14 protein-coding genes are annotated in these 12,439 nt (G+C 70.7%); 8 read left to right on the top strand and 6 right to left on the bottom strand.

What is annotated here, in order from left to right:
* Positions 1 to 30: 30 nt before the first annotated feature.
* Complete coding sequence (locus AC3IF3_RS06945) at positions 31 to 999, bottom strand: copper chaperone PCu(A)C domain-containing protein (protein WP_489227947.1); 969 nt, start codon at positions 997 to 999, stop codon at positions 31 to 33.
* A gap of 42 nt (positions 1,000 to 1,041) precedes the next feature.
* Entirely contained in the window at positions 1,042 to 1,428 is a 387-nt protein-coding gene (locus AC3IF3_RS06940) for a hypothetical protein (protein ID WP_489227946.1), read from the bottom strand.
* A 230-nt stretch (positions 1,429 to 1,658) separates the two neighbouring features.
* Between AC3IF3_RS06940 and AC3IF3_RS06935 the strand changes: the two genes are divergently transcribed.
* The 3 genes from AC3IF3_RS06935 to AC3IF3_RS06925 all read left to right on the top strand — a co-directional run bounded on the left by AC3IF3_RS06935 (position 1,659) and on the right by AC3IF3_RS06925 (position 5,142).
* Entirely contained in the window at positions 1,659 to 2,957 is a 1,299-nt protein-coding gene (locus tag AC3IF3_RS06935; RefSeq protein ID WP_243967864.1) for a L,D-transpeptidase family protein, read from the top strand.
* A 199-nt stretch (positions 2,958 to 3,156) separates the two neighbouring features.
* On the top strand, positions 3,157 to 4,812 hold the full coding sequence (locus AC3IF3_RS06930) for a calcineurin-like phosphoesterase C-terminal domain-containing protein (RefSeq protein WP_489227944.1): 1,656 nt from the start codon (positions 3,157 to 3,159) through the stop codon (positions 4,810 to 4,812).
* A 126-nt stretch (positions 4,813 to 4,938) separates the two neighbouring features.
* The gene (locus AC3IF3_RS06925; protein WP_243967860.1) at positions 4,939 to 5,142 is read left to right on the top strand and encodes a hypothetical protein; all 204 of its coding nucleotides are present in this window, start codon (positions 4,939 to 4,941) and stop codon (positions 5,140 to 5,142) included.
* Between the two features lie 8 nt (positions 5,143 to 5,150).
* On the opposite strand, the gene AC3IF3_RS06920 is transcribed toward AC3IF3_RS06925, so the two are convergent.
* Positions 5,151 to 5,540 (bottom strand): hypothetical protein, encoded by a 390-nt coding sequence (locus tag AC3IF3_RS06920; protein WP_243967858.1) that lies wholly within the window; start codon positions 5,538 to 5,540, stop codon positions 5,151 to 5,153.
* 317 nt (positions 5,541 to 5,857) lie between these two features.
* On the opposite strand from AC3IF3_RS06920, the gene AC3IF3_RS06915 reads away from it, so the two are divergent.
* Together AC3IF3_RS06915 and AC3IF3_RS06910 are read left to right on the top strand one after the other, a co-directional pair.
* The gene (locus tag AC3IF3_RS06915; RefSeq protein WP_243967857.1) at positions 5,858 to 6,067 is read left to right on the top strand and encodes a cold-shock protein; all 210 of its coding nucleotides are present in this window, start codon (positions 5,858 to 5,860) and stop codon (positions 6,065 to 6,067) included.
* A 239-nt stretch (positions 6,068 to 6,306) separates the two neighbouring features.
* Entirely contained in the window at positions 6,307 to 6,546 is a 240-nt protein-coding gene (locus AC3IF3_RS06910) for an AsnC family transcriptional regulator (protein ID WP_489220233.1), read from the top strand.
* A 21-nt stretch (positions 6,547 to 6,567) separates the two neighbouring features.
* Here the strand turns inward: AC3IF3_RS06910 and AC3IF3_RS06905 are convergent, their stop codons facing one another.
* A complete protein-coding gene (locus tag AC3IF3_RS06905) occupies positions 6,568 to 7,383 on the bottom strand; it encodes an inositol monophosphatase family protein (RefSeq protein ID WP_489220232.1) in 816 nt (271 codons plus the stop codon).
* A 405-nt stretch (positions 7,384 to 7,788) separates the two neighbouring features.
* Here AC3IF3_RS06905 and AC3IF3_RS06900 point away from each other — a divergent pair, with 405 nt between their 5' ends.
* Positions 7,789 to 8,244: a DUF6101 family protein gene (locus tag AC3IF3_RS06900; protein ID WP_489231258.1), complete on the top strand. Its 456-nt coding sequence runs from the start codon at positions 7,789 to 7,791 to the stop codon at positions 8,242 to 8,244.
* A 15-nt stretch (positions 8,245 to 8,259) separates the two neighbouring features.
* Here the strand turns inward: AC3IF3_RS06900 and ubiA are convergent, their stop codons facing one another.
* On the bottom strand, positions 8,260 to 9,222 hold the full coding sequence (gene ubiA / locus AC3IF3_RS06895; protein ID WP_243967854.1) for a 4-hydroxybenzoate octaprenyltransferase: 963 nt from the start codon (positions 9,220 to 9,222) through the stop codon (positions 8,260 to 8,262).
* An 88-nt stretch (positions 9,223 to 9,310) separates the two neighbouring features.
* Positions 9,311 to 9,790 (bottom strand): hypothetical protein, encoded by a 480-nt coding sequence (locus AC3IF3_RS06890; RefSeq protein ID WP_243967853.1) that lies wholly within the window; start codon positions 9,788 to 9,790, stop codon positions 9,311 to 9,313.
* A gap of 221 nt (positions 9,791 to 10,011) precedes the next feature.
* Between AC3IF3_RS06890 and AC3IF3_RS06885 the strand changes: the two genes are divergently transcribed.
* Together AC3IF3_RS06885 and AC3IF3_RS06880 are read left to right on the top strand one after the other, a co-directional pair.
* A complete protein-coding gene (locus tag AC3IF3_RS06885; RefSeq protein WP_243967852.1) occupies positions 10,012 to 10,764 on the top strand; it encodes a 16S rRNA (uracil(1498)-N(3))-methyltransferase in 753 nt (250 codons plus the stop codon).
* 296 nt (positions 10,765 to 11,060) lie between these two features.
* The gene (locus AC3IF3_RS06880) at positions 11,061 to 12,428 is read left to right on the top strand and encodes a glutamate--cysteine ligase (RefSeq protein WP_489227942.1); all 1,368 of its coding nucleotides are present in this window, start codon (positions 11,061 to 11,063) and stop codon (positions 12,426 to 12,428) included.
* The last annotated feature ends 11 nt before the right edge of the window (positions 12,429 to 12,439 follow it).

Raw genomic sequence — 12,439 nt, 5'->3', positions numbered from 1 at the left:
GATGCGCGGTGCGTTGCTCCGGCCGGACCGCTAGTGCTGATGCTGGTGCTGGCCGGCGGGCGTGGACGCACCGATCGGCGCCACCGAGAAGGTCACCGGAACGGTGCCGGCCCGCTGGAAGGTCAGTGTCCCGGATACGGTCTCCCCGGCCTTGGGCGCGCCGGTGAGACCCTCGAACATCAGGTGATAGCCGCCGGGCTTCAGCTCCACGGTATCGCCGGGCTTGATGGTCAGGCCCTCGGAGACCGGCGCCATCTTCATGACGCCCCCCTCCATCGACATGGAATGGATGTCGCCCGTCTTGGCGAAGGGCACAGCGGCCCCCGTCAGCGTGTCCGGGGTGCTGCCGGTGTTGGTGATGCGGACATAGCCGCCCGCCACCTTGGCGCCGTTCGGGGTGGCGCGCAGCCACGGTGTCTCGATGCTGAGGTCGCCAGCCTTCACCGGGGTAGCGGTCGCGGTTGCCGCCGCGGCGGTCGTCTGGGCCGCGGCCGGTACGATGCGGAAGGCGGGTGCCGCCGCCTTCAGGTCATGGGCGTCCTGGCCGGCCTTCGGGATCTCGGACCAGGAATAGCCGCCCTCCGTGCAATCCTGCTGCACCGGGACGTAGACGGTCGCGCCGGGTTCGAACGTGTCGGCCACCTGCGCGAGGAAGGTGAATTCGTCGACCGCGTCGTCCGGCAGCGAGCCGCCGCTCCAGGTGATCGCCGTCACGCCCTCGGAGGCGGTGCCGTGGTGGGTGGTGTAGGTCCGGGCGTAGGCGCCGCGGGTCGTCGCCACCGTCCAGCCGGGCTTCGGCATCGGCTTGGCGCCGATCAGCCCCTCCGGGATCGTGACGCTCACCCGGGTGGTCGGCTTGCCGGAGCAGCCGTGCATGATCTGGACGACGCCGCGATAGGACGAGCCGGGGCTCGCCTGCTTGCGCTCCAGCACCGCGTGGGCCTGTGCCGCGGAGGCGACGAGGCCGAGGCCGAGCACGGCCGAAACGAGACTTTTCATGGGAATGCATCCGTCCTGAGGGATCCGTTGGCAAACGATCGCTCAGGCCGTCGGCGGTCCCCTGGGTGACGTGCCGCCCCCGGGCGGGGGGCGGGCGCAGGGTTCGGCAGGCTGTCCGAAGCCGGCGCACGCGTGCGCCGGCGCGATCCACGCGACCGCCGAGGGGGCCTCCCGGGGCGGAAGCGCGGTGCCGGTGACCTGAGCCGCCGTGCAGCAATCGCCGTGACCGTGCGGGACCGCCTTGCCGAAATCCGACCCGTCCGCGGAATGCTGCGCGCAGATCCCGTCGGCCGCCGCCGGCATCGGCATCAGGCCACCGAGGAAGGCCTGAAGGACGAAGGCATAGAGCGCCAGCACGGCGATCACGGCGCGCAGCGGCCGGGCCTGAGGACCCCCGCGACGATTCCCCGTGGTCGGACCCGGTCCCATGCTGCTCCCGCACCCCGTGCGCTTCCAACGCCTATGGCAGTCCTGCCACACCCGGAGGGTCGTGGCTGTTGCCGGCGGGCCGCAGCCGAACGCGGCGTGCGCTGGCGCACCGCGATGCCACAATCCGGCCCCTTCGATAGGGAGTCTTAAGCGTCAACCCGACAGCGTGGCGGCCGAGACGATCCCTCCCGCCACGATCCGAACAGACTCCGGACCAGAGCCAGCGACCGATGCGCATGACGGCACAAAACCGGTTCACCACCCTCCTGAGCGTGGCCGCCCTGAGCGCCCTGGGCCTCGGCGCCGCGGAGGCCCGTGACCAGGGCAATTACGCACAGGCCGAATGGGCGCAGGACTACGCGTCGCCCGCCGGCATGCAGGTGCAGCGCGAGACGGTGCCGATCCTCTCGCCCCAGACCGTGGCGGCGACCGAGCAGATGGTCGAGCGCTACAAGGACATCGTCACCCGCGGCGGCTGGCGCCCGGTCTCCGGCGCCGAGCACCTGCGCATCGGCTCCCGCGGCCCGGCCGTGGCCGCCGTGCGCCAGCGCCTGATCGTCACCGGCGACCTCGATGCCGCCGCCGGCGGCTCAGGCGTGTACGATTCCTACGTCGCCGCCGGCGTGAAGCGCTTCCAGTCCCGCCACGGCCTCAGCCAGACCGGCACGATGAGCCTCGCCACCCAGCAGGCGATGAACGTTCCCGCCGACGTGCGCCTGCGCCAGCTCGAGACCAACGTCGTGCGCCTGCGCTCCTATTCGGGCGATCTCGGCCGGCGCTTCGTAATCACCAACATCCCGGCCGCCCTGGTCGAGACGGTGGAGAACGGCCAGGTCGTGACGCTCCACGCCGCGGGCGTCGGCAAGATCGACCGGCAGTCGCCGATCATGAACACCAAGGCGACGCAGATCAACTTCAACCCGACCTGGACGGTCCCGGCTTCGATCGTGAAGAAGGACCTGATCCCGAAGATGCAGAAGGATCCGAACTACCTCACGGACAACCGGATCCGCATCCTGTCGAACGGCCAGGAGGTCTCGCCGAAATCGGTGAACTGGAACTCCGACGAGGGCACGCGCTACACCTACCGGCAGGATTCCGGCGCCGACTTCAACTCGATGGGCATCGTCCGGATCAACATCCCGAACCCCTACGGCGTGTTCATGCACGACACGAACACCAAGGGCGTGTTCGGCGACGATTTCCGCTTCATCTCGTCGGGCTGCGTGCGCGTGCAGAACGTGCGCGAGTACATCACGTGGCTCCTGAAGGACACGCCCGGCTGGGACCGCCAGAAGGTCGAGGAAGCGATCGAGAGCGGCAAGCGCGTCGACGCCAACATCGCCCAGCCGGTGCCGGTCTACTGGACCTACATCACGGCCTGGTCGACCCCGGACGGCGTGGTTCAGTTCCGCGACGACATCTACAAGCGCGACGGCGTGAACGTCCCCTCGACCATCGGCGCGCCGACCCCGGTCGCCAGCGCCGAGCCGATGCCGCAGACCTTCGAGCCCGGCGACGAGGAATAGTCCGCCGGCCGGCGCTGCCGACCCGCTTCCGAATCATCCGAGGCCCGCATCTCCCCCGAGATGCGGGCCTCGCGCGTTTGGGAACGCCGCTGTCATCGCCCGGTCAAACGGATCTGCTTGGCCGCTGGGGCCACGTCGCGGGAGCGGGTTTGCCGGCTTCCTGCCTCGGCACTGGCTTGGAATTCCGACAGGAGCCCCGATGTCGCGCGAATCGACCTCCGGAGATGGACGCCTCACCCGCCGGGAGACCGTGGCGGGCCTCGCCGGATTGGGGCTCGTGGCCGGCCGGGCAGAGGCCCAGGGGGCCGCGGAGGCCACCGGGATCGTCTATGCCGGCGCCACGGCCGGGGCCGGCCGGACTCCGCTCCCCGGCGTACTGGTCTCGAACGGCCGCGAGATCGCGCGCACGGACGATCAGGGCCGCTATCGCCTGCCGATGCCGGGCGACGGCGCCGTCTTCGTGATCAAGCCGCCGGGCTACGCCCTCCCGCGCGACGCCGACAACGTGCCGCGCCATTCCTACATCCACCAGCCGAACGGCACGCCCGCCGAGATCGGCCTGCGCTATCCCGGGGTCGCGCCGACCGGGCCGCTGCCGGCGTCCATCGACTTCACCCTGACCCGGGTCGATGAGCCGGCGGATTTCGATGTCGTCCTGTTCACCGATCCCCAGCCCGAGAGCCGGTTCGAACTCGACCACGTGCGGGATACGGCGGTCGCCCGCGCCATGGCGATCCCGGCGGCCTTCGGCCTGACCGCCGGCGACGTCCTGTTCGACGATCTCTCGCTCTACGGCCGGTCCAATCGCATCGTCGGGCGGATCGGGCTGCCCTGGTACAGCCTGCCGGGCAACCACGACCTCAACATGCAGGCCCCGGATGCCCGCTACAGCCGCGAGACCTGGAAGCGGGTCTACGGCGCGCCGACCTACGCGTTCCGGCACGGGCGGGCCTGGTTCGTGATGCTCGACAACGTCGAGTGGTTGGGGCCGCCGGTCCCGGTCGGCGCCAACACCTACCGGGGGCATATCGGCGACCGCAGCCTGGCCTTCCTGCGCAACCTCCTGCCGGAGATCCCGCAGGACGACCTGATCGTGCTGGCCATGCACATCCCGCTGTTCACCGATACGACGCCGGACGATCCCCACGGCATCACCCTCGACCGCGCTGCCCTCCTCGATCTGCTGGCGGGGCGCCGGGTGCTGAGCCTCTCGGGCCACACCCACACGACCGAGCACCATTACCCGGCCGACGGGCACCACCATCACGTGCTGACCGCCGTCTCGGGCTCGTGGTGGAGCGGGCCCGACACGCGCACGGGCATCCCCTCGGCCGACAGCCGCGACGGGACGCCGAATGGGTTTCACGTCCTGTCGATCCGCGGCACCGACTACACGACCCGCTACGTCGCCGCGCAGGGCCAGCCCGACGAGACGATGCGCATCCTGTTCGAGAGCGAGGCGCGCGTCGGCGCCGTGGAGGTGATCCGCTCGACCCGGCCGGTCCAGGGTCTCCGGCCGCCGGTGCCGCAGGACGCGCTTCCCGATACAACCCTGGTGGTGAACGTGTTCGACGGCGGGCCGCGCACGCGCCTGACCGCCCGGATCGGCGACCGGCCGCCGCTGGCGATGGCGCGGACCCGCCGGCTCGACCCCTTCGTCACCGAACTCTTTGCGCGCTACCCGGAGACCAAGAAGAGCTGGGTGCAGGCGACGCCCTCGACCCACATCTGGACGGCGCGGCTGCCCGACGACCTCGCGCCGGGTGCGCACCGCGTCACCGTCGAGGGGACCGACGAGTACGGGCGGCCGATATGCGGTTGCACGGTGCTTGAGATCGCGGGCGAGCGCGGATAGGCGGCCAATCCCGACGCCGAGCGCCCCGTTCCGGTGTCCAGCCGGGTCGCGAACCCGCCACGCGGCCTCGGAACCCACGCGAGCCCGGTCCGTTGGTCCGGATCCCAAGCCAACAGGAGCCGCGTCATGGCCAATCCCGGCCTACCCGAGCCCACGCCCGGCGATCTGCCGCCGCCCCCGCCGATCCCCGATGAGGAGCCCGATATCGGGCCGACCGGACCGCGCACACCCTATCCGGTGAACGATCCCGGCATCGGCGAACCGGGCGGTCCGGGCTCCGAGCCCGACGTCTTCCCCGGCACACCCACCGATCCCGGCACGCGCATGTGATCCGAGCGTCAGTGGCCGCCGTGCGAGGTGCGAACGTCGCGCGGCGCGTTGAGGATCTCCGAGAGGCTCGTCACCACGTGGCGGGCCTCTTCGTCGGTCAGGCGTAGCTGGAACGGCGGCAACGCGCCGGCCTGAAGAGCGACCACCGCCTGGCCCTCGTCGTCGGTGCCGATCTCGATTGCCGAGGACGTCACTTCGAGCATGGCGATGTCCTCGTCGCCCATCTCGTCGGTCATGTCCGGCTCGTCGGTGTCGTCGATCGCCGTGAGCAGCTGCCCGACGGCGCGCACCAGGGCGCGGGCGGCCCGGGCATCCATCACCACCGCCGTCGCTTGATCGTCCTTCTGGAAGGACAGCTGGATGTTCGCACCGTCCAGCGAGACCGATATGCCTGCCATGTATCGTCCAGAGCCGCGCGTCGTAACTGCTTGCACGCACTCCGTATATGCATCGCGGAGGCCCGAAAACACAGGGGGCGGCGCGCCGCGGCCGCGCCTTCGTCCCGGCCTGCGACGCAGAAGATACGCGGCCGGCGCCTTGTTGCGGCCGCAGCCAGCGATTAAATACGTTCTCGGGGGGCTTACCCACCGAGGCTGACGCTTTACACGGTTCAGCGTCTCGCGCCCCGCCACCCTGGCCAAATCCAGAAAGACCGTGGTGCATCACGCGGCCGTCGTGCCGCGCGAATGGCCCATGGACGAACGAGGTACAATACGTGAATACCGGCACTGTGAAATGGTACAATGAGACGAAGGGCTACGGTTTCATCCAGCCCGACGACGGCGGCAAGGACGTGTTCGTTCACATCTCGGCCGTCGAGCGCGCCGGAATGCGCAATCTCATCGAAGGCCAGCGGGTCTCTTACGAGATCCTGACCGACAAGCGCAGCGGCAAGGACGCCGCCAGCAACCTGCAGGCAGCCTGATCCTTCCGGCTCTGCGGGTCCCGCGCCAATCCCCCGCGCGGATCGATGCCCGCGGGGCTCCCGCCCGGCGGGAGACGGCGGCGGGACCCTGATTCGGCCGCACGATGCGGCTCTCCCTTCCGACGCTACCGTCCCGGGCGAAACCGCCCGGTCCCAGGTCGCGCCGGAGGCAAATCCCCAACACGATACCGGGCGGTACGAACGTCCGGTCCAGAAAAGACCAGAAAAGAAAAACACTTATGTTGTTCGAGTACACACGCCGCCGCGGCATCCGTTCACCGGTGACCGACGCCCCGACCTTCCGGGTCGGCAAGCTGGCCCAGGCCAGGACCGCGGACCATACCGGGATCGATGTCAGTCACCTGATCGACCGGTCCTACAACTACCATTCCTCACGGGAACTGCACTGGCATCTCGCCGACCGCCTCGGGCTCGCCCCTGCCGCGGTCATGGTGCGCGAAGCCGCTGTGGCGGCCTGACAACGGCCGGCGCCGCCGTCCTCAGCGGCCCCAGGCCGCCAGGACGGGATCGCGCAGGGCCGTCGAGGCGGCGAGGAGTTCGCCGTGAACCGGGTCGGGCCGGTTGTAGGGGGTCGCTGCGCCCGTGAAGTCGCAGACGACCCCGCCGGCCTCCCGCAGGACGAGGTCCGCCGCCGCGAGATCCCAGTCGCGGGCGTGACCGGACACCATTCCGATATCGACGGTCCCGTCCGCCACCCGCGCGAGCCGCAGGGCGAGGGACGGGATCCGGGCGATCGATTCGAAGTCGGGATTCGGCCCGGCACCCCGTGCCAGGCGGTCGAGCATCGGCTTCGGGCCGGTGATGCGAGCGCCGGCGAGGCGCGCGCGGGGATCGACCCGGATCGGTACGCCGTTCCGGGTCGCGCCGCGCCCGTGCACCGCCTCGTAATCCGCGTCGCCGACCGGCGCGTGGACGAATCCGATCACCGGCTCGCCGTCGGCCAGCAGCGCCACCGCGATCGACCAATCCGGATGGCCCGATAGGAACGCCCGGGTCCCGTCGATCGGGTCGACAATCCAGACGAGGTCGTGGCCGAGGCGGGCCGGATCGTCCGCCGTCTCCTCCGACAGCCACGCCGCCCGCGGGACGAGCGCGCTGAGGCGGACCTTCAGGAAGGCGTCCACCGCGACGTCGGCTTCGGTCACCGGCGAGCCGCCGGCCTTCGACCAGATCCGGGCGGAGGTCTGACCGCCGAGCCGGAAGAAGGGCCGCGCGATGTCGGCGGCCTCGCGCATGACGGCGCGCAGCTCCGGCATCAGGGCGGATACCGCATCGTCGGTGAGAGGCTCGGGCATCGCGCTCCGCGTGAGATCCGTGAGGGCCGGAGAGCCCCGCCGCACCGTGCATCCGGTCGAACGGACGTCCGCGCATTCGGGCTGAGGGGGCCGGGCGCGGAAGGATCGCGCACCCGACCCTGCCGTTGTACGGCGCCGCCCGCACCGCCACAAGGATGCTGGTTGATCAATCGATAACGACCAATCCGCGCAAGGAAATGTTGAGCATTCAAGGAAGCATTGAGCATTCCGCAAATGACGGCGCCGTCCAGAATCGCTTAAGGACGGCTCTTAAGCGGCGTGGAGGAGTTCGGGTGCGATTTTGCTTGGCATAACGGACGGCCCGGTCGGTGCCGCCACTTGCTCAAGGGATCCGGACCGATGAACACTTCGCCGTTCGTGGACGAACATCACGCGGGACAGCGCATGCAGGGTGCCGAGGCCCCCCCCCACCTAATGGTCTCGCCGCTTCCGGTGATCGGCCGCACCCCCGGCGCCCGCAGGGCCGTCGGGATCGCGCTCGCCTACGCCGTCGAGGATGCCGAGATCACCGGGTCCGACCGGTTCAGCCTGATCCTGGTCGATGCCGAGGGCGAGGAACTGCATCGCCTCGGCAGCTTCGACGAGGACGACGTGGTCGCGGTGTGGCGCGACATCGCGGCCCGCGCCGGTCTGGCGCGGATGATCGTCCGCGAGGACGGGGTGCGCGTCCCCGTGACCGAGCAGCTCGGCCGCGTGATCCTCGGTCGGGTGCGCATCCGGCGCCGTCATGCCGGGCTCGGCGGCCGCCGCCCGCGGTTCCTGACCCGCCGCAAGACCGGACGCCTCCCGGCGCGGCCGCAGATCTTCCGCGGCGAGAACGAGATCATCGCCCGCACCTGACCGCCCCGACGGCTCTCAGGCGAGACCGCGCAGCAGCGCGTCCGTGGCAAGGCCGGCGAACAGGATCAGGCCGGCATCCCGGTTCGACCGGAACAGCATCAGGGCCCCGCGCCCGTCGCGCTCCTTGAGCGACCGAATCTGCCAGGCGAGATGTCCGGCGAAGGCCGCGACCCCGAGGAAGCCCATCAGGCCCGCCCCGGCCGCCCAGGCAGCGAGCCCCACGAACAGGGCCGCCAGGGCGTAGCACAGGCCGACGGCGCCTCTCACATGCCGTCCGAACAGGCGGGCGGAGGAGCGGATCCCGGCGATCTCGTCGTCCTCGATATCCTGCACCGCGTAGATCGTATCGTATCCGACCACCCAGGACAGCGCGCCCGCATAGAGCAGCAGCGCCGGCGCATCGAGGCGGGCGAAGACCGCGACCCAGCCCATCAGCGCCCCCCAGGCGAAGGCCAGCCCGAGGACGGCCTGGGGCAGGGGCATGACGCGCTTCATGAACGGGTAGATCGCCACCGGGAGGAGCGAGCACAGCCCGACGAGGATCGCCTGCTCGTTGAACTGCAGGAGCACCGCCAGCCCGACCAGGGCCTGGACCATCAGGAACAGGGCGGCGTGGCGCGGGCGGATCTGCCCCGAGGGGAGGGGGCGCAGGCGGGTGCGCTCGACCTGCGCGTCGAGGTCGCGGTCGGCAATGTCGTTGTAGGTCGAGCCCGCCCCGCGCATCGCCACCGCCCCGATCAGGAACAGCAGGCAGTGCCAGGGATCGGGGAAGGACTGGTCCGCCGCGATCGCCGCCAGCGCGGCCGACCACCAGCACGGGAGGAGCAGCAGCCACCAGCCCACCGGCCGGTCGATGCGCGCGAGGCGCAGATAGGGGCGCCACGGCCGCGGCGCGACCCGCTCGACCCAGTGGCCTGTGACGGCGTCGGCCGGGCGCCCATCCTCGATCGCCGTCCCGCCCGTCGGTGGCCCGCTCATCGTTCGGCTCTCCGGTCGTCCCGCATCTCGATCCTCCCCCGCCGCAGAGGGAGGATCCGCGCCGGATCCGTGAGCCTCGCAGACGTTCTTACAGAGCGCCCTGCGGCAGCTTGAAGCTGCCGGTCAAGCCCGGGCCTCCGAGCAGGCCGCCGCCGCCGCCATTGGCCTGCGCCTGAGCCTGGGCACGGGCCTGCGCCTCCATCTTGGTCGCCTGGGCGGCGACGCTGCAGATCTTGGTGCGGATACCGCTGACCTTCATGTGGTCGGCCTTGAAGCCTTCGGCGAAGGAATCCGGGATCGAGCACCATTCCTTGTTGGCGGTGATCCACTTCATGCCCTCGGCGCCGTTGGTCTGAAGCTTCCCGAACAGGGCGCAGGCTTCCTGCGGCGTCATCTTCTTCTTCGTCTGGGAGGCCGCATTGGCCCGCCCGACCAGCGCCTTGCGCTCGGCCAAGGTCTTCTGGATGGCGCCGCATTCCGGCGCGGCGCCCTGTGCGAAGGCCGCCGTCCCGAACAGGACGGTGCCGGCCAGCACCGCAGCCCCCAGACCCAAGCTCCTCTTCGCCATCCCGCGACTCCCTCGACGACCCTGCCGAATCCGCGTGCGGCCGGCTTCCTTCACGTAACTGTGGGTTCGCCATAGGAATGTGGCGTCAATCGAGCGGCAAACGGGCGACGCCATGCGGCTGTGGGCCCGGCGCGAAAAACAAGGCGTCGTAACCTTTTCGCAACATGTCGAGGGATCGGTCCCGCGTTGACAGGCCGGCGGCGCCGGGCGACCACGCCCGCATGCCGGCCTACGACTTCACTGCTCCACGCCTCCACGTGGCGGCCGATCTCGCCGCGGGCGTGATTCTGCCCCTCGACCGGGCGCAGGCCAACTACCTGCTCACCGTGCTGCGCCGCGGGCCGGACGATCCCGTCCTGGTGTTCAACGGCCGCGACGGCGAGTGGCGCGCCCGTCTGGTCCAGACCGGGCGAAAGGGCGCCGACCTGCACGTCGCCGCGCAGACCCGCCCGCAGCCCGCGCCCGCCGACCTCCATTACCTGTTTGCACCCGTGAAGAGTGCGCGCCTGGATTACCTCGCGCAAAAGTCGGTCGAGATGGGCGCGGGCACGATCCGGCCCGTCATCACGCGGTACACGCAGGGCGAGCGGGTCAACATGGACCGGCTGCGCGCCAACGCCGTCGAGGCCGCCGAGCAATGCGGCATCCTGGCGATCCCGGACTGTCCGGAGCCCGAACGGCTGCCCGAGGCCCTGGCCGGCCTCGCCCCGGAGCGGCTCCTGGTGTTCTGCGACGAGGACGCGCCCGTACGCGATCCGGTGCGGGCGCTCGCCGCGGCGGCTGATCCGCTTGCGCCGCCGCCGCTCGCCGTGCTGGTCGGCCCGGAGGGCGGCTTCTCCGCGGAGGAGCGGGACCTGATTCGAGCGCGGCCCAACACCGTCGCCCTCTCCCTGGGACCGCGGATCCTCCGGGCCGACACCGCGGCCGTCGCCGTCCTGGCCCTGGTCCAGGCGGTGCTCGGCGACGCCCGGTAACGGGGTATCCCCGTCCCGATCGATGTGTGCCGGCGCACATGAAAGGGGCCAGCCGGCGATTGTTTCCCGGGATGGGACGGGTCGGAGCCCGCCGGTTCACGGCGCCGCGTTGTGGGTTCCCGGCGCCTCGACTATGTCCGTGGGCGGACGCCGCCCGCGCCGCGCGCTCGTCGGGGTCGGGGGCGGGTGTCCGCCCGGGCCCCGTTCGTGAGAGCGGGGTGGACCGGTCGGACCCGCCGGAGCAACCCGGCGCGCCTACATCATAGGCTCAGTTCAGACGCACGGGCAGGCAGCGCATGGCGCGCGACAGCAACGACATCACGCCGCTCACCACGCGCGCTGAACTGATCGAATGGTTCGCGGCGGGCGAGAAGCCGCGCGGGCGGTTCGCCATCGGGACCGAGCACGAGAAGATCCCGTTCTACCAGGACGGCCGGGACCCGGTTCCCTATGACGGGGATCGAGGCATTCGCGCCCTCTTGGAGGGACTCGCCCGGGAGACCGGCTGGGAGCCGATCCTCGACCTAGGCAGCATCATCGGCCTGGCGGCCGAGGAGGGCGGGGCGATCTCGATCGAGCCCGGTGGCCAGTTCGAACTGTCCGGGGCGGCGCTGCCCGACGTCCACGCCACCGCGGCGGAACTCGCGACCCATCTGGCGGCGACGAAGCGGGTGGCCGATCCCCTGGGCATCGGCTTCCTGACCCTCGGCATGAGCCCGCGCTGGCGTCGCGACGAGACCCCGGTGATGCCCAAGAGCCGCTACCGGATCATGGCGTCCTACATGCCGAAGGTCGGCTCCCTCGGCCTCGACATGATGCTGCGCACCGCCACCGTGCAGGTGAATCTCGACTTCGCCTCCGAGGCCGACATGGTGCGCAAGATGCGCGCTTCCCTGGCGCTGCAGCCGGTCGCCACCGCGCTGTTCGCCAATTCCCCCTTCACCGATGGCCGGCCGAACGGGTTCCTGTCGCGCCGCTCCGAGATCTGGCGCGACACCGACGCCGACCGCACCGGCATGCTGCCCTTCGCCTTCGAGGCCGGGTTCGGCTACGAGGCCTATGTCGACTGGCTGCTCGACATGCCGATGTACTTCGTGAAGCGCGGTGACATCTATCACGACGTCTCGGGCGCATCATTCCGCGACCTGATGGCCGGCCGGCTGCCGCAGCTCCCGGGGGAATACGCCACGGTGGCCGATTGGGCGAACCACGCCTCGACCGCCTTTCCCGAAGTTCGGCTGAAGCGCTTCCTGGAGATGCGCGGGGCGGATGTCGGCGATCCCGGGATGATCGCCGCGCAGGCCGCCTTCTGGACCGGGCTGCTCTACGACGAATCGGCCCTCGACGCCGCCCTCGACCTCGTGAAGGGATGGAACGCGGCCAGCCGGGAGGCCGCGCGGGCGACTGCGCCGCGCCTCGGGCTCGCGACCCCGGTGGCGAACACGACGCTCGGCGCGGTCGCGGCCGAGGCCCTGGGGATCGCCCGGTCCGGCCTGCGGGCCCGCGGCCGGCGCGATGCCGAGGGCCGCGACGAGACGATCTTCCTCCAGCCGCTCGAAGCGATCGTTGCGGCTGGCAGGACCCGGGCCGACGAGCTGCTCGCCGATTACGAGGGCCGCTGGGGCGCCTGCGTGCGGCCCGCCTTCTCGGAATGCGTGTTCTGAGGGCTGTCTGA

Source organism: Methylobacterium sp. J-118, from assembly GCF_057836565.1.
The sequence above is the reverse complement of the archived record's forward strand: the minus strand, read 5'-3'. Positions and strand labels throughout refer to the sequence as shown.

Coding starts and splice junctions, on each gene's coding strand:
- AC3IF3_RS06925 (WP_243967860.1), top strand. CDS start 4,939: ATGGCCAATCCCGGCCTACCCGAGCCCACGCCCGGCGATCTGCCGCCG.
- AC3IF3_RS06880 (WP_489227942.1), top strand. CDS start 11,061: ATGGCGCGCGACAGCAACGACATCACGCCGCTCACCACGCGCGCTGAA.
- AC3IF3_RS06945 (WP_489227947.1), bottom strand. CDS start 999: ATGAAAAGTCTCGTTTCGGCCGTGCTCGGCCTCGGCCTCGTCGCCTCC.
- AC3IF3_RS06910 (WP_489220233.1), top strand. CDS start 6,307: ATGTTGTTCGAGTACACACGCCGCCGCGGCATCCGTTCACCGGTGACC.
- AC3IF3_RS06900 (WP_489231258.1), top strand. CDS start 7,789: ATGCAGGGTGCCGAGGCCCCCCCCCACCTAATGGTCTCGCCGCTTCCG.
- AC3IF3_RS06940 (WP_489227946.1), bottom strand. CDS start 1,428: ATGGGACCGGGTCCGACCACGGGGAATCGTCGCGGGGGTCCTCAGGCC.
- AC3IF3_RS06935 (WP_243967864.1), top strand. CDS start 1,659: ATGCGCATGACGGCACAAAACCGGTTCACCACCCTCCTGAGCGTGGCC.
- AC3IF3_RS06930 (WP_489227944.1), top strand. CDS start 3,157: ATGTCGCGCGAATCGACCTCCGGAGATGGACGCCTCACCCGCCGGGAG.
- AC3IF3_RS06885 (WP_243967852.1), top strand. CDS start 10,012: ATGCCGGCCTACGACTTCACTGCTCCACGCCTCCACGTGGCGGCCGAT.
- AC3IF3_RS06905 (WP_489220232.1), bottom strand. CDS start 7,383: ATGCCCGAGCCTCTCACCGACGATGCGGTATCCGCCCTGATGCCGGAG.
- AC3IF3_RS06920 (WP_243967858.1), bottom strand. CDS start 5,540: ATGGCAGGCATATCGGTCTCGCTGGACGGTGCGAACATCCAGCTGTCC.
- ubiA (WP_243967854.1), bottom strand. CDS start 9,222: ATGAGCGGGCCACCGACGGGCGGGACGGCGATCGAGGATGGGCGCCCG.
- AC3IF3_RS06890 (WP_243967853.1), bottom strand. CDS start 9,790: ATGGCGAAGAGGAGCTTGGGTCTGGGGGCTGCGGTGCTGGCCGGCACC.